At 67.6% G+C, this 20,680-nt stretch carries 19 protein-coding genes; 12 read left to right on the plus strand and 7 right to left on the minus strand.

Going from position 1 to position 20,680, the window contains the following annotated elements:
* Positions 1 to 99: 99 nt before the first annotated feature.
* Positions 100 to 1,986 (minus strand): signal peptide peptidase SppA, encoded by a 1,887-nt coding sequence (gene sppA / locus ACFSGX_RS04435; protein ID WP_380927770.1) that lies wholly within the window; start codon positions 1,984 to 1,986, stop codon positions 100 to 102.
* Between the two features lie 281 nt (positions 1,987 to 2,267).
* Here sppA and groES point away from each other — a divergent pair, with 281 nt between their 5' ends.
* The 4 genes from groES (at position 2,268) to ACFSGX_RS04455 (ending at position 5,580) form a co-directional block, all read left to right on the plus strand.
* Positions 2,268 to 2,555 carry a co-chaperone GroES gene (groES, locus tag ACFSGX_RS04440; RefSeq protein WP_157175844.1) on the plus strand — a complete coding sequence of 96 codons (288 nt, stop codon included), beginning with the start codon at positions 2,268 to 2,270 and terminating at the stop codon, positions 2,553 to 2,555.
* 84 nt (positions 2,556 to 2,639) lie between these two features.
* Positions 2,640 to 4,295, plus strand: coding sequence for a chaperonin GroEL (groL, locus tag ACFSGX_RS04445; RefSeq protein WP_380927772.1), 1,656 nt, complete (start codon positions 2,640 to 2,642; stop codon positions 4,293 to 4,295).
* Positions 4,296 to 4,449: 154 nt separating this feature from the next.
* A complete protein-coding gene (locus ACFSGX_RS04450) occupies positions 4,450 to 5,307 on the plus strand; it encodes a hypothetical protein (protein ID WP_380927774.1) in 858 nt (285 codons plus the stop codon).
* A gap of 48 nt (positions 5,308 to 5,355) precedes the next feature.
* Entirely contained in the window at positions 5,356 to 5,580 is a 225-nt protein-coding gene (locus tag ACFSGX_RS04455; RefSeq protein ID WP_380927776.1) for a hypothetical protein, read from the plus strand.
* A gap of 370 nt (positions 5,581 to 5,950) precedes the next feature.
* Here the strand turns inward: ACFSGX_RS04455 and ACFSGX_RS04460 are convergent, their stop codons facing one another.
* On the minus strand, positions 5,951 to 8,500 hold the full coding sequence (locus ACFSGX_RS04460; RefSeq protein ID WP_380927778.1) for a TonB-dependent receptor: 2,550 nt from the start codon (positions 8,498 to 8,500) through the stop codon (positions 5,951 to 5,953).
* Positions 8,501 to 8,902: 402 nt separating this feature from the next.
* On the opposite strand from ACFSGX_RS04460, the gene ACFSGX_RS04465 reads away from it, so the two are divergent.
* Complete coding sequence (locus tag ACFSGX_RS04465) at positions 8,903 to 9,601, plus strand: prepilin peptidase (RefSeq protein WP_380927780.1); 699 nt, start codon at positions 8,903 to 8,905, stop codon at positions 9,599 to 9,601.
* Positions 9,602 to 9,610: 9 nt separating this feature from the next.
* On the opposite strand, the gene ACFSGX_RS04470 is transcribed toward ACFSGX_RS04465, so the two are convergent.
* A complete protein-coding gene (locus tag ACFSGX_RS04470; RefSeq protein WP_380927782.1) occupies positions 9,611 to 10,618 on the minus strand; it encodes an SPOR domain-containing protein in 1,008 nt (335 codons plus the stop codon).
* Between the two features lie 189 nt (positions 10,619 to 10,807).
* Here ACFSGX_RS04470 and ACFSGX_RS04475 point away from each other — a divergent pair, with 189 nt between their 5' ends.
* Positions 10,808 to 12,151 carry an SPOR domain-containing protein gene (locus tag ACFSGX_RS04475; RefSeq protein WP_380927784.1) on the plus strand — a complete coding sequence of 448 codons (1,344 nt, stop codon included), beginning with the start codon at positions 10,808 to 10,810 and terminating at the stop codon, positions 12,149 to 12,151.
* 129 nt (positions 12,152 to 12,280) lie between these two features.
* Here the strand turns inward: ACFSGX_RS04475 and ACFSGX_RS04480 are convergent, their stop codons facing one another.
* The 4 genes from ACFSGX_RS04480 to ACFSGX_RS04495 all read right to left on the minus strand — a co-directional run bounded on the left by ACFSGX_RS04480 (position 12,281) and on the right by ACFSGX_RS04495 (position 16,148).
* Complete coding sequence (locus tag ACFSGX_RS04480) at positions 12,281 to 13,504, minus strand: dihydroorotase (RefSeq protein ID WP_380927785.1); 1,224 nt, start codon at positions 13,502 to 13,504, stop codon at positions 12,281 to 12,283.
* A complete protein-coding gene (locus tag ACFSGX_RS04485) occupies positions 13,501 to 14,445 on the minus strand; it encodes an aspartate carbamoyltransferase catalytic subunit (RefSeq protein WP_157175188.1) in 945 nt (314 codons plus the stop codon). Before ACFSGX_RS04485 ends, ACFSGX_RS04480 begins: the two co-directional genes overlap by 4 nt.
* A 93-nt stretch (positions 14,446 to 14,538) precedes the next feature.
* Positions 14,539 to 15,042: a Holliday junction resolvase RuvX gene (gene ruvX / locus ACFSGX_RS04490; RefSeq protein ID WP_380927787.1), complete on the minus strand. Its 504-nt coding sequence runs from the start codon at positions 15,040 to 15,042 to the stop codon at positions 14,539 to 14,541.
* Positions 15,039 to 16,148, minus strand: a complete 1,110-nt coding sequence (locus ACFSGX_RS04495) for a DUF3089 domain-containing protein (protein WP_380927789.1) — start codon at positions 16,146 to 16,148, stop codon at positions 15,039 to 15,041. Before ACFSGX_RS04495 ends, ruvX begins: the two co-directional genes overlap by 4 nt.
* A gap of 119 nt (positions 16,149 to 16,267) precedes the next feature.
* Between ACFSGX_RS04495 and gatC the strand changes: the two genes are divergently transcribed.
* From gatC to gatB, 6 genes are read left to right on the plus strand one after another with little or no spacing between them, the layout of a single operon-like run.
* Positions 16,268 to 16,555, plus strand: coding sequence for an Asp-tRNA(Asn)/Glu-tRNA(Gln) amidotransferase subunit GatC (gene gatC, locus ACFSGX_RS04500; RefSeq protein ID WP_076073184.1), 288 nt, complete (start codon positions 16,268 to 16,270; stop codon positions 16,553 to 16,555).
* Positions 16,555 to 18,033: an Asp-tRNA(Asn)/Glu-tRNA(Gln) amidotransferase subunit GatA gene (gatA, locus tag ACFSGX_RS04505; protein ID WP_380927791.1), complete on the plus strand. Its 1,479-nt coding sequence runs from the start codon at positions 16,555 to 16,557 to the stop codon at positions 18,031 to 18,033. Before gatC ends, gatA begins: the two co-directional genes overlap by 1 nt.
* Positions 18,027 to 18,440, plus strand: coding sequence for a hypothetical protein (locus ACFSGX_RS04510; protein ID WP_380927793.1), 414 nt, complete (start codon positions 18,027 to 18,029; stop codon positions 18,438 to 18,440). Before gatA ends, ACFSGX_RS04510 begins: the two co-directional genes overlap by 7 nt.
* Before the next feature lie 53 nt (positions 18,441 to 18,493).
* The gene (locus tag ACFSGX_RS04515; RefSeq protein ID WP_380927795.1) at positions 18,494 to 18,796 is read left to right on the plus strand and encodes an AbrB/MazE/SpoVT family DNA-binding domain-containing protein; all 303 of its coding nucleotides are present in this window, start codon (positions 18,494 to 18,496) and stop codon (positions 18,794 to 18,796) included.
* Positions 18,793 to 19,206: a type II toxin-antitoxin system VapC family toxin gene (locus ACFSGX_RS04520; protein WP_380927796.1), complete on the plus strand. Its 414-nt coding sequence runs from the start codon at positions 18,793 to 18,795 to the stop codon at positions 19,204 to 19,206. The genes ACFSGX_RS04515 and ACFSGX_RS04520 overlap by 4 nt, the downstream gene beginning before the upstream one ends.
* The gene (gatB, locus tag ACFSGX_RS04525) at positions 19,199 to 20,677 is read left to right on the plus strand and encodes an Asp-tRNA(Asn)/Glu-tRNA(Gln) amidotransferase subunit GatB (RefSeq protein ID WP_380927797.1); all 1,479 of its coding nucleotides are present in this window, start codon (positions 19,199 to 19,201) and stop codon (positions 20,675 to 20,677) included. The genes ACFSGX_RS04520 and gatB overlap by 8 nt, the downstream gene beginning before the upstream one ends.
* Positions 20,678 to 20,680 lie beyond the last annotated feature (3 nt).

A 20,680-nucleotide genomic window follows, 5' to 3' on the forward strand; every position in this document is an offset into this window, starting at 1 on the left:
AGTTCTCGACAGGCTCGAACCAAACGGGGTGGGGGCATGTTCCCTGACGGGGCAGGGGTATGCCGTGCGATCAGTGCGCTGTTACGCCTGATTTGCCGGCTACATCCCCAGCTTCATCAGGATCAGCCGCGCCAGGGCGCCGTCACTGCGCGCGGCGGCGGCCGCCTCGACCGGGCACTCCAGGCACCGGACCTGGATGGCGGGGCCGGCGGCGATGCGGCGGGCGTCGCCCAGCGCCTGGCCCATCAGCCGTTCGGGGTTGCCGGCCAGCTTGGTCCAGGGATCGGTTGCGGCCTGTTCGCCCATTTCCCCGTCGTTGCGGAACAGTTCGGTGACCATCTGCTTGAACGGGTTCGGCTCGCGTTCGATGAACAGCGGGTAGGCGTTGTCCGGCGTCACCTTCGCGAGGCGCGCGGCGTAGGCGATCGCATCGTCGAGGCCGCCGAACTGATCGACGAGGCCGATCTGCCGCGCGATGCCGCCGGCCCAGACGCGGCCCTGGCCGATCTGGTCGACGCGGGTCTGCGGCAGGCGGCGGGAGGTGGCGACCAGGCCGGTGAAGCGGCGATAGGCGTCCTCGATGCCGAGCTGGATCAGCTGGTCGAACTGCGGGCTGGTGCCGCGAAGGACGTCCGGCTGGCCGGAGAGCGGCGTGGTGGCGACGCCGTCCGCGGACAGGCCGAGCTTGGTCAGCGCGCCCTGGAAGGTCGGGATGATGCCGAACACCCCGATCGAGCCGGTGATGGTGGAGGGTTCGGCGAAGATCCGGCTGGCCGGCGTCGAGACCCAGTAGCCGCCGGACGCCGCGACATTGCCCATCGACACGACGACCGGGAGCTTGCGGCGCCGCGCCTCCAGGATCGCCTGACGGATCTGTTCGGATGCGGTGACCGAGCCGCCCGGGCTGTCGACGCGGACGACGAGCGCCTTGATGCGGCCCTTGGCCAGTTCCTTCAGGATCAGGTCGGCGATGGTCGTGCCGGCGGCGGTGCCGGGGCCGGCCTTGCCGTCGACGATCTCGCCGGCGATGGTGACGACGCCGATCGGGGTGCCGCTGCTCTTTTCAGGATGGCCGGAGACCCAGTTTTCGAACGGAATCGCGGGGTAGGAGCCGGCGATCTTCGAGTCGGCCATACCGGTGCCCGTGACCTGCGCCACGCGGCGGCCGAAGGCGATGCGGTCGCCGAGTTTGTCGACCAGGCCGGCGCGCAACGCGGCCTGCGCCATGTCGCCACCGGTGGCGGCCGCGATCTGTTCGGGATGGGCGAGATAGGGGGCGAGCTGCGCCTTGGGGCGGGCCTGCGACACGTTCTGCGTCCAGTCGGCCCAGAGCGCGTCGGCGAGCAGCTGGTTGGCGGCGCGGGCGGCGGGCGATTGATCGGTGCGGGTGAAGGGTTCGACCGCGGACTTGAACTCACCCACGCGGTAGACCTTGGGCGTCACGCCGATCTTGTCGAGCAGGCCCTTATAGTAGAGCCGCGATCCACCCGGGCCGGTGAGGAGGACGGGGCCGATCGGGTTGAGCCAGATCTCGCTGGCGTGTGCGGCGAGCAGGTAGCTGTCGTCGGTATAGCCGGTGGCGTAGGCGAGCACGGGCTTTCCGGCGCGGCGGACGCGGTCCATCGCCTCGCCCAGCGTGGCGAGGCCGGCCTGGCCACCGCCGGTGAAGCGGTCGAGATCGAGCACGACGCCCTTCACATTGCCGTCGCGTGCCGCACCGTCGACCGCGCGGGCCACGTCGCGCAGCCGATATTCGCGGGTCACCTGGCCGGAGCCGGCGAGTGCGGCGAACGGATCGGCGTCGGACGGCTGTTCGACCAGCGATCCGTCGAGCGCCACGACCAGCACGCCATTGCCCGGCGTACGCGGGTTGCCGCCGACCGACAGCGCGGCGAACAGGCCGCCGAAGAACAGGAGCATCAGGAGCAGGACGAGCCCGTCTTTGATGGCGACGAGCAGTTTCCAGAAACCGCGGAGGATGCGCATGGGCCGGCTTTCGAAGAGGTCCATCCCGGCTATCGCGTCGGCGGGCGTAACGCCAGCGCGATCATCGGCGCCGCAATTTCGGGGGGCCGGACGCGTTCCGCGACCATCCTGTCACGCGTCTGAAAAAGTCTGCGCGCATATGCTTGACCCGGCGGCGCAGAGGTCCATATGCCGTGTGCTGGCACTCACCAATGGAGAGTGCCAATAATTTCGACCTGTGGATCGGGGCCGGCCGTGCGATGACGCCGCGCCAGCCTTTGTCCGAAGAGGAGGCAAGCGCCATGAACTTCCGTCCGTTGCACGACCGCGTGCTCGTCAAGCGTATCGAAGCCGAAGAGAAGACCGCCGGCGGGATCATCATTCCCGACAGTGCCAAGGAAAAGCCGCAGGAAGGCGAAGTCGTCGCCGCCGGCACCGGCCTCCGTTCCGACGATGGCAAGATCACGCCGCTCGACGTCAAGGCCGGCGACAAGATCCTGTTCGGCAAATGGTCCGGCACCGAGGTCAAGGTCGACGGCCAGGACCTGATCATCATGAAGGAAAGCGACATTCTGGGCATCGTCGGCTGACGCTGACCGGCTCGGCATCCTTGCCTGAGCCACCCCGGACTATCGACGACCTGATCCACTCCACATACTGAAAGGGTTTCCAACATGGCAGCCAAAGACGTCAAATTTTCCCGCGACGCCCGTGAGCGCATTCTCCGCGGTGTCGACATCCTGGCCGACGCGGTCAAGGTGACGCTCGGCCCCAAGGGCCGCAACGTCGTGATCGACAAGTCGTTCGGCGCGCCGCGCATCACCAAGGACGGCGTTACCGTCGCCAAGGAAATCGAACTCAAGGACAAGTTCGAGAACATGGGCGCGCAGATGCTGCGCGAAGTCGCGTCGAAGACGAACGACATCGCCGGCGACGGCACCACCACCGCGACCGTACTGGCCCAGGCCATCGTGCGCGAGGGCATGAAGTCGGTTGCGGCCGGCATGAACCCGATGGACCTGAAGCGCGGCATCGACCTCGCCGTCCTGAAGGTCGTCGAGGACCTGAAGGCGCGTTCCAAGCCCGTCGCAGGCAGCCATGAAGTCGCACAGGTCGGCATCATTTCCGCCAACGGCGACACCGTCGTCGGCGAGAAGATCGCCGAAGCGATGGACAAGGTCGGCAAGGAAGGCGTCATCACCGTCGAGGAGGCCAAGGGTCTCGAGTTCGAACTCGATGTCGTCGAAGGCATGCAGTTCGATCGCGGCTACCTGTCGCCCTACTTCATTACCAATCCCGAGAAGATGGTGACCGAGCTTCAGGATCCCTACATCCTGATCCACGAGAAGAAGCTGTCGAACCTGCAGGCGATGCTCCCGATCCTGGAAGCAGTCGTGCAGTCGGGTCGTCCGCTGCTGATCATCGCAGAGGACATCGAGGGCGAGGCGCTTGCCACGCTGGTCGTGAACAAGCTGCGCGGCGGCCTGAAGGTCGCTGCGGTCAAGGCGCCCGGTTTCGGCGATCGTCGCAAGGCGATGCTGGAAGACATCGCGATCCTGACGAAAGGCGAGATGATCTCCGAGGACCTCGGCATCAAGCTCGAGAACGTCACGATCGACATGCTCGGTACCGCCAAGCGCGTCACGATCGACAAGGACAACACCGTCATCGTCGACGGTGCCGGTGACAGCGAGAACATCAAGGGCCGCGTCGACGCGATCCGTCGCCAGATCGAGAACACGACGAGCGACTACGACAAGGAGAAGCTGCAGGAGCGTCTGGCCAAGCTGGCCGGTGGTGTTGCGGTGATCAAGGTCGGTGGTTCGACCGAAGTCGAAGTCAAGGAGCGCAAGGACCGCGTCGACGACGCCCTGCACGCAACGCGCGCAGCCGTCGAAGAAGGCATTGTCCCCGGTGGCGGTACGGCTCTGCTGTACGCAACCAAGGCGCTCGAGGGCATGAAGGGCGTCAACGACGACCAGACCCGCGGCATCGACATCATCCGTCGCGCGCTGCAGACGCCGCTTCGCCAGATCGCACAGAATGCAGGCTTCGACGGTGCCGTCGTCGCAGGCAACCTGCTCCGCGAGAATGACGAGACGATGGGCTTCAACGCATCGACCGACGTGTACGAGAACCTGGTTGCGGCCGGCGTGATCGACCCGACCAAGGTCGTTCGTACCGCGCTTCAGGATGCGGCCTCGGTCGCCGGCCTGCTGATCACGACCGAAGCGGCTGTTTCGGACGCGGCGGAAGACAAGCCTTCGTCGGGCGGCATGCCCGGCGGCGGCATGGGCGGAATGGGTGGCATGGGCGGCATGGACTTCTAAGTCCTGCCAACCGAATACCCAATCGACAGGAAGGGCCGGGGAGCGATCCCCGGCCCTTCTTGCGTCCAGTTCGGCGCAGGCCGCCGCACCATTAGCCGCGCGTTAACCCTTTTCGGCCAAGCATGCTCCCCAAGCGGGCAAGCGGAGCCGGACGATGACCAGAACCACGAAGCTGCAACGATATGGCGCCGCGCTGCTCGGCTGTACGGCCATGCTCGCGCTGGACGGGTGCGCGGTCCAGAAGGCGCCGGTGGCGGTCGCAATGGCGCCGGCTCCAGTGGCGGAGCTACCGCGGCCGGTGTTGCCCGTGGGGTTGCCGGAGAAGCTGAACGTGCCGATCCAGGACGCGGCCGGCACGTACCGCACGATCAACTATGCGCTGAGCCCCGATCAGGTGGCGTGGCATGTCCGCTCCGCGCTGAACGTGGCCGTGCTGTCCTGCCGCGGGCCGGGCGAGGCGGTGATCGCGGCGGACTACAACGCGCTGCTGAAGCGGCAGAAGGCCACGCTGGCCGCGGCCTATGACCGGGTGCAGGCGCAGTTCCGCCAGACCGGGGGTGCCACGTGGCAGTCGGCGCAGGATGCCCATTCGACGCGGGTCTACAACTTCTTCGCGCTGCCGCCCGCCAAGCCGGGTTTCTGTGCGGCGGCGACCGAGGTGCTGACCGAGTCGCGCACTGTCGAGCCGGCTGCGTTCGTGACGTTCGCTCAAGGAGCGCTGCCGCGGCTGGAGGCGCCGTTTACCGAAGTGTATCGCAGCTATGACGGGTACCGCCGCGAGTTGGCGGCGTGGGAGGCACGGCAGTCCGGTGCGACGATGCTGGCGCAGGCCCTACCGACGCCGGGACCAGTCGCGCGGCCGGTGGTGGGAGCGACCGCCGTGGCGCCGGCCGTGGTGGCGCGGGTCGTGCCCAGGGCTGCGCCGAGGCTGGAATATGTCGGGGTAGCGACGCTGATCGACTGGCAGCCGGTGGCGGTCCGGCGGAACGAGCAGCTGGCTGCGATCCGCTGAGTCACACACGCCTATGAACCAGGCGGGGCATGCGGCGTTTTGGTCGGCATGAAGAACGATACTGCCACGTCCCGCCCTGCGCCGGATCGCCAGCGCGCGAAGCTGCAGCTTCGCGCGGGCAAACGCGTTTCCCTGACGATGCGCGTGAACGTCAGCAGCCGAGGGTTATTGTCGGTCGGCGTGCTGGTTTCGAGCATCCTGCTTTCGACCGCCGTGCTGGTCCGCGCCGCCAATGTGCGCCCGACTGAGCGGCCAGAGGACGGTCGGAACTGAGGAAGCCCCCCGCGCCGACTCCAGGACCGGACGATGGCGGACTAAACCCCCGGATTGCCTGCAACTGGACGGCCGGCTGACGATATCCGTTCGCTCCGGCCAGCCGGTATCAGGCTTTTCATTCTACTGCGACGAGCCGTAGCACGAGTTGCCATCGAAACGTCCTCACAGCCGTTGCGTTCGCGCCAACCGATCGATCGCTCGCGTTTGACGGGCACCCAAACATCACACTTCGAGCACGGCTTCTCCGCGACACTGGGCGCCGCTCGTCGTGGGGCGACGGCGCGGGATGACCGCAGTCTGGCTTGGAACAAAGAAACGCCGGCAAGACTGGGTCTTGCCGGCGTAGTCGCTTTAGGTTTCGTCCGGATCAGAAAGCGAAGCGGATCTGGGCCTGCCAGGTGCGCGGCGAACCGATGCGGAAGCGCGGGCTGTTGCTGAGCGTCGCGGCCGTCGAGATGTTACCGAAGTAATATTCGTTGAAGACGTTGTCGACGCGGAGCGACAGGAACGTCTGTTCGAAGCCGAGCGGCGCCAGGCTGATCCGCGCGTCGAGATCGAGCGTATCGTAGGCATCGACCTTGCCGTTGGCGGAGATCGGGGCGTTGCCGAGACCCGTGAGCACGAACGGCTGACCGACGGTCTGCCCGTTGGCGGCAGTGGTCACCAGCGTGCGACCATTGTCATCCGTCGAGTAGCGCGATCCGGTGTGCTTATACTGCGCACCGAAGGTGATGTAGCCGAGATCCACATCGGCGCGGGTGCCGAACGACCATTTCGGGGTTTCGACGAACTGGGCACCGCCGGTACGGAGCAGGATCGCACCGTTCGCACCCAGCACGTCATCCTTGATGCGCGTGTTGATGTACGAGATGAACGGCGAGAACGAGAGCTGCTGGATCGGCTGCACCGCGATGATGCCTTCGAAGCCATAGGCGCGCGCATCGCCGACGTTCCGGTCGATCGAGGTGCCGAAAGTCGGGCTTTCCGGATCGGCGTCCAGAGCGGACACGATGCGGTTCTTGTAGTCCGTATAATAGCCGGACAGCGACGCCTGGACCTTGGTCGAGCGGTAGCGATAGCCGCCTTCGAACGAGTCGGTCGTCTCACCCTCCGGCGTGACAGTGGCCGAGCGGTAAAGGTTGTCCGTGCTGGGGGCCGAGAAGTTCCGGCCGTACGACGCATAGATGCTGTGCGGGCCAGAGATGTTCAGCACGACGTTGGCGGACGGCAGCAGCGGGCTGTACTTCACGGTCCGCTGGAACGGCGCATAGTAGTTGGTCGCCGGAGCGGTGGCACCCGTCGCATTGGTGAAATCGGTCGGGACCACCACGGCGGTGGCCGGCAGCGACGTCCGTGCGCCGCAGGTCACGTTGCCGGTCGAAACCTGCGTGAAGCAGTTCTGGTCGAGGTTGCGTTCGAAGAAGGGCGCACGCAGGCCGAGCGTCAGCTGGATCTTGTCTTCCAGGAAGCGGCCGAAATATTCGCCCGAGACCTGGTTCAGCAGCGCCACCGATTCACGGTCGCGGTTCTGGAAGACCGTGCCGTCGGCATTCAGCACGCGGCTCTGTTCGTCATACTTGCCGCCGAACACGCTGTACGGGTTCCCACCAGCATCGAGATAGCCCCACTCTGCGGTCTGGCGATGTTCGCCGCGATCGTAGGAGTAGGCGACGCGGACGCGGTTGCTGTCGTTCAGTTCATAGATGAGCGAAGTCAGCGCGGTGTAGCGGTTCGTGCGCGTGTTGCTGGGGTTGTACAGACGGATCGAGTCGGAGAAATCGCCGTCGCGGTTCAGATCGACACCAGCCGCGAGGTTTGCACCGCGCAGGCGAAGGTCGGTTTCGGAAACCACGTTGGTGCCGCCGCCGTTGGCCAGCGTGTACTGGTAGCCCGGATCGAAGGTGAAGATCAGGCCGGGGGCCAGCGTGAACCGGCTGCTGCCGCGGATGTTCGCGGTGTTCGAAGGGTTGATGCGCAGCCCGTAATAGTTGGTGCAGCTGCCCGTGTTGGCGAGGTTGTTCGCACCGCCGGCCGCGGTCAGGACGTTGTCGTTCTGGACGGTACCACGACCCGGGGTCGACAACGTGCAGCTGTCGATGTTGTCGAAGTTCTTGTTCGTTGCGAAATCCGACGCCAGGCCGTTGTTGTACGAGGCGTTGCGGTTGCGGTTGTAGTGACCCGCAACCGAGACGAAATCGCCGTTGGTGCCGATCGGCTGATAGATGCGGGCGTTGAACTGGTTCTTGTAGAGGTCGCCGGCAGCACCGGTGAACTTGTTGTAATGCTGCTGCGAGTAGGAGAAGAACGCCTTCGTCCCGAAGCTGGTCAGCGTGCCGGTGTTGATCATGCCGAAGAAACGGCTGTAGTCGAACTTGCCGATCGAACCATCGAACAGCGCGCCGAACTTGTCGGTCGGAACGATCGTTCGGTAAGAGACGATGCCACCGGCGGACGATGGCGTCGGGCTGTCGACGTCGGTCGTGCCGAGGTTCACCGAAACCGAGTCGATGATCTCGGGATCACCCTGCTGGTTGGTGTAGATCGAATAGTTGCCGGTGTCGTTCAGCGGCAGGCCGTCCCACAGCAGCGCGACGCGGTTGCCCGGGAAACCGCGGATACGCAGGTTGCCGCCGGACGAACCATAAGGATCGGTGTTGGTGAAGTTGACGCCGGGGATCTGGTTCAGCGCGTTGAAGAAGGTATTGCCGGCACCCTGATGGCTCAGGAATTCCTGGGTCAGGACGGTACGCGTCTTGCCGATATCGGGAATGACGACGCCGCCGACGCCGTTCGACAGACGCGAACCGGTAACGACGATCGCGTCGTTATTCTCGATCGTGTCGGACCCGGTCGACTGGGCGTAGGCGCCGGACGTGGCGAGCGCGCTGACCGCGCAGCCGATCAGAAACTTATTCATGTGCGTGCAATCCCCAAGCATGTACGCGACATCGGCCGTTCTGGCTTCGGCTCTGCGCTTTCCGATGTTCCGACCTGTGGGCCTCGGAACATTTGGCGGCGCAAACCGCGATGTGGCGTTGCAACGATGCGGCCGGTAGCGGAGTAAATGCCGGGAACCAAGGACCGTGAAAGCCGAGTGATTCGGCGAAGTCCGGTTCCACGAGCGGCGACGGGGCGATCAGATTGGCGCAAATCCGGCACTTTTCACCGCTGTCATGCAGACGTCACAAAATCCGTTATGAGAGCAGGGTTACGCATCCGATGGTTCGGTTCCGCGGACTGATCTCGAATTTGTGAACCTGTGATTTCCGCGCAACACACGGCCCCCCTGTTTCCGGTCCTCGCGGGTTGTGTCGGGCTTGTGATCGGCAGTCATCTGGCCACGATCGCGCTGCGCTGGCCGGCCGGGCGGTCCTCCGCGACGGGGCGGTCACAGTGTGACGGATGCGGCCGGGTGCTGGCCGCTTATGAACTTGTTCCGCTGCTGTCCTGGCTGATCCTGCGCGGTCGCTGTCGGCGATGTGGCGCGCGGATCGACTGGCGGCATCCTGCGGTCGAGGCGGTGGCCGGGGCGCTTGCGGTGGCGATGGCGGTTGCGTTGCCGCCTGGGGCTGCGATCGCGGGGATGGGGCTGGCGTGGACGCTGCTGCTGCTGACGGTACTCGACCTGGATCATTATTGGTTGCCGGATCGGCTGACCCTGCCTCTGCTGGCGGCTGGGTTGCTAGTCGGTGCGGCGGGGATCGGTCCGGTCCTGATGGATCGGATCATCGGTGCGGCGGTCGGGTGGGGCGTGCTGGCGCTGGTGGCGCTGGTCTATGTCCGTGTCCGCGGGCGGGTCGGCCTGGGGGGTGGTGATCCCAAGCTGTTCGCCGCGGCGGGGGCCTGGCTCGGATGGCGGATGCTGCCCGTCACGCTCCTGATCGCGAGTGCGGCCGGGCTTGCGCTGGTGCTGGCGGCGGTTTTGGTGCGGCGCAAGGTGGCGGCGACGACGCGGGTGCCGTTCGGGCCGATGATCGCGTTCGCCACGATCATCGGCTGGATCTGGATCGCGCGGTAGGCGTCGCCGTCAGGAGGCTACGGGGAAACAGGCCGGAGCGCGGGATGCGGCGCAGATGCGGTTGGCGGCGGCGCGATCGGCGATCGGGCCGAGTTGCAGGCGGACGACGGCACCCGCCTTCTGATAGGTCGGCGTGAGGTTGGCGAGCGCGGGGCTGCGGGCGCGGAGCGCGGTCCATGCGGTGCGGGCGCCGGCTTCGTTGCCGTACGCGCCGACCTGGACCCGCCAGCGTCCGCCGGCCGCGGGTGCGACAGCCGTTGTGACGGCCTTTGCCGGGGCGGGGCGGGGCGCAGCGGGCTTGGGGGCCGGCAGCGGGGCGCGCTGTGCGGTCTGGACGGGGGCGGGACGCGCTGCGGCGGCGGGGCGTTCGATCCGGGCGGTGGACGCGGTGCGGACAGGGGCCTGGACCGCAGCCTTGCGCATGTCGGCGGCCATCTTCAGCCCGCGGTTGCGTTCGGCGGCAGGGATGAACTGGTTCATCTGCTGCAGCGTGGCGGTCGCCTGGGGCAGGCCGGCGGCGGCGGATGCGGTCATGAGCGCGTAGGCGCGCGGCCAGTCCTTTGCGACATTCTCACCGTTGAACAGCGCGGTGCCGTAGAGATATTGCGCGCGCGGATCGCCGCGGTCCGACGCCTTGGACAGCCATGGCAGCGCGCCGGCGCGGTCGCCGTTCTGGAACATGATGAGGCCGAGATAGCCGCCGGCCTGTTCGTGGCCCTGTTCCGCGGCCTTGCGGTACCAGCTTTCGGCCATGCGCTGGTCGGTCGGGACGCCGCGACCGAGCTTGTAGGCCTGCGCCATGTTGAACTGGGCGTCTGCATCGCCGCGTTCGGCGGGCACGCGCCAGGCGGCAATCGCGCCGGCATAGTCGCCGTTCTGCCACAGATCGACGCCGCGCTTGACGACCGGATCGGCCGGGACCGGTTCGGGCGCGGTGGTCGGCGCGCGCGGTGCCTGCGCGAGTGCGGCCGTGGCGGAGAGCGCGATCAGCGTCGCGGCGAGACGGGCAGGATGCATGGAAGTCCCCAGAGAAGCGGGTGTGTTGCCAGGCAAATCGCATAGCCGACGCGCGGTTAACAGTCCGTTTGTCCGGCCGTTCCGGTGCCTTTAACCATTTGTTCGGCTTCGGCGTGCGATCAGCGGGGATAGGAAAAGCGCGGGGCATGGGTGCGAACCCGCCGCCGTCGCTTGCTGGAAGGCGCTCGCATGAACAGCCGATATTTGAACCACGTCGCGGTCTGCACGCTGGCGACGACGTTGCTGGTGGTCGGGTGCAAGCCGGCCGGCCAGACGCGCGTCGCATCGGCATCGGGCCGGGTACCGTCGGCCAAGACCGCCGCGGCGCAGTTCGCCACGATGGGCGAAACCGCGATGCGCAACCGTAACGGTGCGCTGGCCGTCGCGATGGCGGAACGCGCGGTGTCGGTGGAACCGGGCAACGCGCGTTATCGGGCGCAGTTGGGGCAGTCCTATCTGTTGGCCGGGCGGTTCGCGTCGGCGATCGATGCGTTTCGCGATGCGGCGGCACTGGCGCCGGAGGATGGCCGGACGTTGCTGGGGCAGGCGTTGGCGCAGGGTGCGCTGGATCGGCAGGATGCGGCGCGCGCGTCGGTTGCGGCGGCGGACGGGCGGATCGGTGCGGCGGACCGCGGACTGGCGCTGGCGCTGGCGGGGGACAATGCGGGGGCGATCGCGCTGCTGGAGCCGGCGGCGCGGATGGCGGATGCGACGCCGAAGACGCGGCAGAACCTGGCGCTGGCCTATGCGCTCGGCGGACGATGGGACCTGTCGCGCGCGACCGCGGCGCAGGATTTGCCCGCCGATCGCGTCGACGCGCGGATGCAGGCGTGGGCGGTGCTGGCCAAGCCGCAGCCGACGATGGACCGCGTGGCGGCGTTCCTCGGCGTGACGCCGGTGACGGTGGACCAGGGTATGCCGACGCAACTGGCGCTTGGTGCGGCGCCGACGATCGCGCCGGCTCTGATGCCCGTTGCCCCGGTCGCCGTGGCGGCGGTGGAGCGTTCGGTGACGGCGGTACCCGAACCGGAGCCGGTGGCGATGGTGACCGAAGACGTGGCGGAGACGGCACCGCTGGTGACGCGCGCGGTCGTTCCGGATCCGGTCGCCACACCGGAGTCGGCGCAGGTGCCGGTCATGCCGGAGCGGGTCGCGCCGCGTGTGCAGCCGCGGATCGTGCCGCCGGCGATGCTGATGCGCACGGCCTATGCGCCCGTGCCGAAGCGTGGGCAGTGGGCGGTGCAGCTGGGTGCGTTTTCGAGTGGACGGTCGATCGAGGCCGCCTGGGACAAGGTGAGCAAGACGGTGCGGCCGGTGGCGGGGATGGTGCCACTGTCGTCGACCGTGCGGGCGCGGGGGGTGCTGTTCCAGCGGCTCGCGGTGGGCGGGTTGGCGAGCCGCGGGGAAGCGGTCGCGCTGTGCGAGCAGGTGCGGGCTGCGCGCGGGGTTTGCTTCGTGCGGACGACAAGTGGCGAGGCGCCGGTGCAGATGGCGGCGGCGCGTCGTTCGGCGACGCGGTTGGCTTCGCGCTGAGGCTGACTTCTGGCGCAGCTTGGCGCGGGGTGTTCTACCGGGTGTAGCTTTTGAGGTGCGGTTGGCCGTCTCGGCCGCGCTCGACGGGGTCCCTCGACTTCGCTCGGGATGGGCGGTTTGTAGGATTGTTTAGAGAACCCGGCCGCCTTTGATGACGGTGCGGACGCGGCCCTGTACGGGGAGGCCGTCGAAGGGGGTGTTGCCGGCGGTGGCGGCCATCGCGTCGGCGCGGATCCGCCAGGGGGCGTGTTCGTCGACTAGGATTAGGTCGGCTTCGGCGCCGGGGGCCATCGATCCACCCGGCAGGTCGAAGCGGCGGGCGGGGCCGGTGGAGAGCAGGTGGAACAGCCGCGGCAGCGTGATCAGGCCATCGCGGACGAGGCCGAGCGACAAAGTGAGCAACGTCTCCGCGCCGGCCATGCCGGGTTCCGATTCGGCGAAGGGCAGGCGCTTGGCCTCCGATCCGCGCGGGTCGTGGCCCGAGCAGAGCATGTCGACGGTGCCGTCGGCGACCGCTTGACGGGCGGCCTGGCGGTCGGCCTCGCAACGCAGCGGCGGGGAGAGGCGGGCGAAAGTGCGGAACGGGCCGATCTCGGCGTCCGAGAGATAGAGGTGCGCGGGCGTGATGCCGCAGGTGACGGGTACGCCGCGGGCCTTGGCGGCGCGGACGAGGTCGAACGCGGCCGCCGTGGTCAGCTGGCGGAAATGGATGGGGGCGCCGGTGTCCTCTGCCAGCATCAGGTCGCGTGCGACGGCCATTGCCTCGGACATTGCGGGGGCGGAGGGGAGGCCGAGCCGGGTGGCGGTTTCGCCGTCGGTGGCGACGGTGCCGCGGACCATCGCCTCGTCCTCGGCATGGACGATTGTGACGAGGCCGAGCGCGGCGGCATAGCCGAGCACGCGGTGCATCACGCGCGCATCGGCGATCCGCGTGCGGCCGGTGGCGACCGCGACCGCACCGGCGGCGGCCATGAGGCCGATCTCCGCCAGTTCGGTACCGTTCAGGCCGTGCGTGGCGGCGGCGATGGGGTGGACCCAGAGCGCCGGCTTGCCCGCGGCGAGCGCGCGCTGGACGAGCGCGCCGTCGTCGATCGGCGGCGACTGATCGGGCATCAGCGCGGTGCGGGTGATGCCGCCGGCCGCGAACGCCGGCATATCGATCGCGAAGCAGCCGATGTCGACGATGCCGGGCGCGATCAGGCTGCCGCGCGCGTCGAGCGTTTCGGCACCGGTCGGCATGTCGATCATGCCGACCTCCGCGATGCGGCCGTCGCGGATCAGGACGCCGCCGGCGCTGACCGAGCCGGTCGCAGGATCGACGACCCGGCCGTTGAGGATGGCGAGGATGGTCATGCCCAGCCCTCGATCCCGCGGCGGCCTCGGGTCAGCACGTCGAGGCAGGCCATGCGGACGGCGACGCCCATTTCGACCTGTTCGGTGATCGCCGAGCGGTTGAGATCGTCCGCCACGCTGGACGCGATTTCAACGCCGCGGTTCATCGGGCCGGGGTGCATGACGAGCGCGTCGGGCTTCGCGCGCTTCAGCCGTTCGGGAGTGAGGCCGTAGAGCGCGTGATATTCGCGGGGCGAGGGGACGAAGCCGCCGGCCATCCGCTCGCGTTGCAGGCGGAGCATCATGACGACGTCGGCCCCGGCGAGCCCTGCGTCGAAATCGGTGTGGCGGGTCACGTTCATCCGTTCGATCGCGGGGGGCAGCAGCGTGGGCGGCCCAACGACGCGGACGTCGGCGCCGAGCGCGGTGAGCGCCAGGATGTTGGAGCGCGCGACCCGGCTGTGCAGTACGTCGCCGCAGATCGCTACGACCTGCCCCGCGATGCTGCCGCGGCGGCGGCGGATGGTGAGCGCGTCGAGCAACCCTTGCGTCGGATGCTCGTGCTGTCCGTCGCCGGCATTCAGCACGGGGCAGTCGACCTTGTCGGCGATCAGCTGGACCGCGCCGGACGCGTCGTGGCGAATGACGATGACGTCGGCGCGCATGGCGTTCAGCGTGACCGCGGTGTCGATCAGCGTCTCGCCCTTCTTCGTGCTCGACGTCGCGGCGTGCATGTTGACGACGTCCGCGCCGAGCCGCTTGCCGGCGATTTCGAACGACAACAATGTGCGCGTGCTGTTTTCGAAGAAGGCGTTGATCTGGGTCAGGCCGGCGAGGCGGCCGTCATGCTTGGATGCGCCGCCGCGGTTGAGCGCGATCCAGTGTTCGGCCTCGTCGAGCAGGAAGGTGATTTCGTGCGGCTGGAGCCCGGCGATGCCGGTCAGGTCGCGGTGCGGGAACATGGGATTCCCCGGTTTCGCGGGGGGCGGGGCCGATCGGCTGGCGGCGGGCGGCTGTTCCATCGGCGCGCGGTGTAGCCGGGTGGGGCGGGGGGCTCAAGCCGTCCCGGTGTCGCCGCCGATTTCGTCGAGCCGGACCATCGTCGACAGCCGGTCGATCGCGCCTTGCAGGATGTAGCTGGCGGCAAGTTTGTCGACGAGTTCGCGGCGGCGGGCGCGGCTGGCGTCGGCGGCGATCAGCGTGCGGGTGACGGCGGCGGTCGACCAGCGTTCGTCCCAGAGCAGGATCGGCAGGTCGAGCCCGTCGAGATTGCGGGTGAAGGCGCGGACCGACTGGGTGCGCGGCGAATCGGTGCCGTCGAGGTTGAGCGGCAGGCCGACGACGAGGCCCTTGGCGCGTTGCTTGAGCAGGATCGCCTTGAGCAACGCGAGGTCGATCGCGAACTTGGTGCGGCGGATCGTCTCCGCCGGACTGGCGATGTTCCACATGGCGTCGCAGATCGCGATGCCGATCGTCTTGGTGCCGACGTCGAGGCCCGCGAGCCGCCCGCCGTGGGGCACGAGTTCCCCGAACGCGAAGGGATCGGTGGTGGCGATCATGACGGGCGGAACGCAGCCAGCCGCGTGGCGACGTCGGCGCGGATGTTGGCCCAGAACATGGCGTAGTCGAACACATGATAGTTGTTGCCGGGCAGGATGAAGCGGCCGAACCCGTCCGGTGCCGTGCCCACCGACAGCAGCCCGTCGGGGCGGCAGGCGGCGGGGACGCGGTCGGCGACGACCTCCGCGCTGTTCATGGTGGCATCGGGGACCAGCGCGCCGCGATTGGCGGTGGCGGGCGCGCTGCCGCCGCGGGTGCCGGTGAGCGGGTTGGTGCAGAGCATCGGCGTGCCACGGCGCGGGCGGCCGGTGAAGCCGGTGGTGCGATCGTAGATCGCCAGGATCTGCGACGGATCGGCCGGTTCGGCGAAGCTCTGCCACGACAGGATGCAGCCGCTGTCGGTGGCGGCGGTGCAGGCGGGCAGGCCGAGTGCGGGGAGGTCGGCGGTGACCGACACGGGCCAGCCGATGACGTAGGCCGCGACGATCCGCCGAGCGAGCGGTTTGCCGGCGATGCGGTCGTGGAGCAGGCGGGTGAGGTGGAGCGAGCCCTGGCTGTGTCCGGCGAGGATGATCGGGGCGTCGGCCGGCACTTGCGCCACGAACGCATCGAACGCGCGCAGCACGTCGCGATAGGCGAAGTCGAGCGCGCTTGTGGCGTCCGCCTTGTCCGTCAGGAACGCGCCGATCGTGGCCTGGCGGTAGCGCGGCGCCCAGACCTGCGCGCTGCCGTTGAAGGCGCTTGCCTGGCTGGAGGCGAAGAGGTTGAGCCGGCCGTTGGCGGCGGGGTCGTTCAGGTCGCCGTTCCAGCGGCTGCGATAGAGCGCGGTGGTCGGGGTGATGAAGAAGGCCTGCGCCTTGGGGGACTTGGCGAGCGGGTAGCCGGGTGCGGTCCAGTGCGACGGGTCGTTCCGCAAGTCGGGGCGCGAGAGCCATGCGGCGGGCTTGGCGTAGTCGGGTGCCGAGGCACCGGGTTGCGGCGTGAACGGCACCGTGGGCACGAGCGCGGCGCTCATCAGCTGTTTCTGGAACAGCGCCCAGCCGATGCCGGCGACGATGACCAGCGTGATGAGTGCGGCGATGACGTAAAGGAACTTGCGGACCACCGATGCGATCTCCCGACGCGGTATATCGGGCGCTTAGCAGCCGTATCGGGCGCACGCCACGGGAAGACCGGCGGACAGCGGCCTTGAAGCCGCGCGGTGGCGGTGATAGCCGGACGGCCATGTCAATCGATGCCACAACCGTCCGAAAGATCGCCGGGCTCGCGCGTATTGCCGTCACCGAACAGGAGACGGCCGCGATGGTCCCCGAACTCAACAATATCCTCGGCTGGATCGAGCAGCTGGGCGAGGTCGACGTGACCGGCGTCGAGCCGCTCGCCGCGGTGATCCCGAACCATCTGCGGCTGCGCGACGACGTGGTGACCGATGGCGGCATCCGCGACGCCGTGCTGGCCAACGCACCGCAGGCCGAACACGGCTTCTTCGCGGTTCCCAAGGTGATCGAATGATGACGGACCTGACCGACCTGGGGATCGTGGAGCTGCGCGACGGGTTCGCCGCGGGCGATTTCTCCGCGCGCGAAGTGGCGACGGCGTTCTCCACCGCGGTGAGCGCGGGCAAGGCGCTGAACGCGTGGATCGTCGAGACGCCGGAGCATGCGCTGGCGGCGGCCGATGCCGCCGATGCTGACCGTGCGGCCGGCACCTTGAAGCCGTTGTCGGGCGTGCCGCTGGGCATCAAGGACCTGTTCTGCACCAAGGGCGTGCAGACGACCGCGGCGAGCCACATCCTCGACGGGTTCGTGCCGGAATATGAGTCGACGATCACGGAGAAGCTGTTCGCGGCGGGCGCGGGGATGCTGGGCAAGCTGAACCTCGACCAGTTCGCGATGGGATCGTCGAACGAGACCAGCGCGTACGGCAATGTCGTGTCGCCGTGGCAGCGCGCGGGCAGCAACGCGGCGATGGCGCCGGGCGGATCGTCGGGCGGGTCGTCGTCGGCGGTCGCGGCGCGGATGGCGCCGGGTGCGACGGGGACTGACACGGGCGGCTCGATCCGTCAGCCAGCGGCGTTCGTCGGGATTTCGGGCATCAAGCCGACCTATGGTCGCTGCTCGCGCTGGGGCGTGGTGGCGTTCGCGTCCTCGCTCGACCAGGCCGGGCCGATGGCGCGATCGGTCCGCGATTGCGCCGCGTTCCTGGAACAGATGGCCGGGTTCGATCCGAAGGATTCGACCTCGCTCGACCTGCCCGTACCGACGTGGGAGGCGGCGCTGTCCGGCGATCTTCGCGGCAAGCGGATCGGCGTGCCGAAGGAGTACCGCGTCGACGGGATGCCGGCCGAGATCGACGCGTTGTGGGAGCAGGGCATCTCGTATCTGCGCGATGCGGGGGCGGAGATCGTCGACGTCTCGCTGCCGCATACGAAGTACGCGCTGCCGACTTACTATATCATCGCGCCGGCGGAGGCGTCGTCCAACCTCGCGCGCTATGACGGCGTGCGGTACGGTGAGCGGGAGCTGCCGGACGGTGCGAACCTGCAGGAGATGTATGCCGCGACGCGCGCCGCCGGGTTCGGGCCGGAGGTGAAGCGCCGCATCCTGATCGGCACCTATGTGCTGTCGGCGGGCTATTACGACGCTTATTATACGCAGGCGCAGAAGGTGCGGACGCTGATCGCGCGCGATTTCGAGCGAGCCTGGGCGACGTGCGATCTGCTGCTGACCCCGACCGCGCCGTCGGCGGCGTTCTCGCTGGGCGAGAAGTCGGACGATCCGCTCGCGATGTACCTGAACGACGTCTTCACCGTGCCGTCGTCGCTGGCCGGGTTGCCGGCGATGTCGGTGCCGGGCGGACTGGATGCGGCCGGGCTGCCGCTCGGGTTGCAGATCATCGGCAAGCCGCGGGACGAGCAGGGCGTGCTGAACGCCGGGCTGGCGATCGAGGAGCGCGCGGGCTTCACGGCGCGGCCGGGGGCCTGGTGGTAAACGACGCCAGGTTTCGCCGGCGCAATGCAGAAACGCTGCGCGAGGCGCAGAATGCGCTGAACGTGGCGTTCGGGGCGATCCTGTCGGCCTATATCGGCAATTCGCTGGCGGATATCGACAACCGGCCGTTCGATCATGTTCGGTTGGCGGGGTTCTTCATCCTGATCGCGGTGTTCATTCTCGGTCTGTGCGTCAGCAACGTGATGGTCATGCGGCGGGAGTGGGCGCTGGGCGGGTTCTTCCTGGCGGGCGGGCTGACCGCGGCGGTGTTCGCGCACGAACTGGGGCGGCAGATCGGGTTCGAGGTCGTGGTGCTGCGCATCCTGACGGTTTGTTGGGTGGTGGCGCTACTGGGTAGCAACATGCTGCTGACGCTGATCGTGTGGCTGCACCATCGGCGGGGATGAGTTTGTGGGGGTGCGGGGTATGTGTTACCATGGGTAACACTGGAGTTCTGGCGATGAACATGCATACCGACGTCAACGAAATCACCGTCGTCAACATGACGAGCAAGGGGCAGGTGCTGATTCCGAAGGATGTCCGGGAGGAGCTCGGCCTTGTGCCTGGACAGCCGGTTTGTGTCGGCAAGAATGACAGGGGTGAGGCCGTGGTCTTCGCGGGTGCGGAGCGACAGGCGGAAACCCACGAGGAGCGGGCGGCACGTATTCGCGCAGCGATCAACGAGATCGCCGGTAAATATTATGACGGGTCCCAGACGACCGACGAAATCATGTTCGAGCTGCGTGGCGATCGCCTTCCGTGATCTTTATCGATACCAATATTCTGATCGACGTTTTTGCGCCGGATCAGGCGTGGAAGATATGGTCGGGACTTAAGCTCGAGGAATTAAACAGTTCCGGTGGCTACGTCATTAACACGATCGTCGTCGCCGAACTCGCAACGAATTTTCCTTCGCTGGCTGCCCTGACTGGCTCGTTGCAGAAAATCGGCATTCGTATTGATCCGCTTGAGGCGGATGTTGCGTTTGCAGCCGGGGAAGCATTTCGCGCTTACCGACGGCGACATGGCAAGCGCGACGCGATCCTCTCCGATTTCCTGATCGGCGCGCATGCGCTACGGTTGAGGGCGACGTTGCTGACCCGCGACGCCGGCATCTACCGGACCTATTTTCCCGGACTCACCCTGATCACACCCGAGGACGAGCATGACTGACGCATCCCCCTACACCGTCAAGGGTGCCACCGGCGACTGGGAGGTCGTGATCGGGCTGGAGGTCCATGCCCAGATCACGTCGCAGGCCAAGCTGTTCTCCGGCGCGTCAACCGCGTTCGGATCGGAACCCAATGCCAATGTCTCGCTGGTCGATGCGGCGATGCCTGGGATGCTGCCGACGCTGAATGCGGAATGCGTGCGGCAGGCGGTGCGGACCGGCATGGCGCTGGGTGCACACATCCACCGGCGGTCGCAGTTCGACCGGAAGAACTATTTCTACGCCGATCTGCCGCAGGGGTATCAGATCAGCCAGCTCTACCACCCGATCGTGGGCGAGGGCGTGCTGGAGATCGAACCGGCCGATGCTGCGCCGAAGCAGGTCGGGATCGAGCGGATCCATATCGAGCAGGACGCCGGCAAGCTGATCCACGACCAGCATCCGACGCAGTCGTATGTCGACCTCAACCGGTCGGGCGTCGCGTTGATGGAGATCGTGTCGAAGCCGGACATGACGTCGCCCGAGGAGGCCGGGGCCTATGTGAAGAAGCTGCGTTCGATCCTGCGCTATGTCGGGTCGTGCGACGGCAATATGGACCAAGGGTCGATGCGGGCCGACGTGAACGTGTCGGTGCGCCGGCCGGGCGAGGGGCTGGGCACGCGGACCGAGACGAAGAACGTCAATTCGGTGCGGTTCGTGATGGCCGCGATCGAACATGAGGCGCGCCGGCAGGTGGACCTGATCGAGGAGGGCGGGACCGTTGTCCAGGAGACGCGGCTGTTCGATCCGGACCGCGGCGTCACCCGGTCGATGCGGTCGAAGGAGGATGCGCACGACTATCGATATTTCCCCGACCCCGACCTGCTGCCGCTGGAGCTGAGCGAGGACTTCCTCGCGGAGTGCAAGGCGAGCCTGCCCGAACTGCCCGATGCCAAGCGTGCGCGTTATGTCGCGGCCGGGGTGCCGGTTTATAACGCGGCGGTGATCACGGCCGATGTCGAGACGGCGCGGTGGTTCGAGGCGCTGGTCGAGGCGAGCCCGAAATCGTTCGAAGAGATCGCGAAGCCGGCGTCGAACTGGCTGATCTCCGACCTGTTCGGGGCGCTCAACCGGCTGGGGCGCGACATCGCGGACAGCCCGGTGTCGCCGCGGCAGGGTGGCGAACTGCTGTCGCTGGTGGCGGACGGGACGCTGTCCGGGTCGCTGGCCAAGCAGGTGTTCGAGATCATGCTGGAGACCGGCGAGGATGCCGGCGCGATCGTCGAGGCGCGCGGGTTGAAGCAAACGAGCGATACGGGCGCGATCGAGGCGGTGGTCGCCGGGATCATGGCGGCCAATGCCGACAAGGTGGCGGATTACCGCGGCGGCAAGGACAAGCTGTTCGGCTTCTTCGTCGGCCAGACGATGAAGGCGATGGGGGGCAAGGCTAACCCGGGCGTCGTGAACGATGTGTTGAAAACGATGCTGGGGTAAAAC

The organism is Sphingomonas arantia (assembly GCF_042682045.1).
GTDB classification, from domain to species: domain Bacteria; phylum Pseudomonadota; class Alphaproteobacteria; order Sphingomonadales; family Sphingomonadaceae; genus Sphingomonas_R; species Sphingomonas_R arantia.

What these genes read in the sequence shown, in the direction of transcription:
- sppA (WP_380927770.1), bottom strand. Translation starts at nt 1,986, where the DNA reads ATGCGCATCCTCCGCGGTTTCTGGAAACTGCTCGTCGCCATCAAAGAC.
- groES (WP_157175844.1), top strand. Translation starts at nt 2,268, where the DNA reads ATGAACTTCCGTCCGTTGCACGACCGCGTGCTCGTCAAGCGTATCGAA.
- groL (WP_380927772.1), top strand. Translation starts at nt 2,640, where the DNA reads ATGGCAGCCAAAGACGTCAAATTTTCCCGCGACGCCCGTGAGCGCATT.
- ACFSGX_RS04450 (WP_380927774.1), top strand. Translation starts at nt 4,450, where the DNA reads ATGACCAGAACCACGAAGCTGCAACGATATGGCGCCGCGCTGCTCGGC.
- ACFSGX_RS04455 (WP_380927776.1), top strand. Translation starts at nt 5,356, where the DNA reads ATGAAGAACGATACTGCCACGTCCCGCCCTGCGCCGGATCGCCAGCGC.
- ACFSGX_RS04460 (WP_380927778.1), bottom strand. Translation starts at nt 8,500, where the DNA reads ATGAATAAGTTTCTGATCGGCTGCGCGGTCAGCGCGCTCGCCACGTCC.
- ACFSGX_RS04470 (WP_380927782.1), bottom strand. Translation starts at nt 10,618, where the DNA reads ATGCATCCTGCCCGTCTCGCCGCGACGCTGATCGCGCTCTCCGCCACG.
- ACFSGX_RS04475 (WP_380927784.1), top strand. Translation starts at nt 10,808, where the DNA reads ATGAACAGCCGATATTTGAACCACGTCGCGGTCTGCACGCTGGCGACG.
- ACFSGX_RS04480 (WP_380927785.1), bottom strand. Translation starts at nt 13,504, where the DNA reads ATGACCATCCTCGCCATCCTCAACGGCCGGGTCGTCGATCCTGCGACC.
- ACFSGX_RS04485 (WP_157175188.1), bottom strand. Translation starts at nt 14,445, where the DNA reads ATGTTCCCGCACCGCGACCTGACCGGCATCGCCGGGCTCCAGCCGCAC.
- ruvX (WP_380927787.1), bottom strand. Translation starts at nt 15,042, where the DNA reads ATGATCGCCACCACCGATCCCTTCGCGTTCGGGGAACTCGTGCCCCAC.
- gatC (WP_076073184.1), top strand. Translation starts at nt 16,268, where the DNA reads ATGTCAATCGATGCCACAACCGTCCGAAAGATCGCCGGGCTCGCGCGT.
- gatA (WP_380927791.1), top strand. Translation starts at nt 16,555, where the DNA reads ATGACGGACCTGACCGACCTGGGGATCGTGGAGCTGCGCGACGGGTTC.
- ACFSGX_RS04515 (WP_380927795.1), top strand. Translation starts at nt 18,494, where the DNA reads ATGAACATGCATACCGACGTCAACGAAATCACCGTCGTCAACATGACG.
- gatB (WP_380927797.1), top strand. Translation starts at nt 19,199, where the DNA reads ATGACTGACGCATCCCCCTACACCGTCAAGGGTGCCACCGGCGACTGG.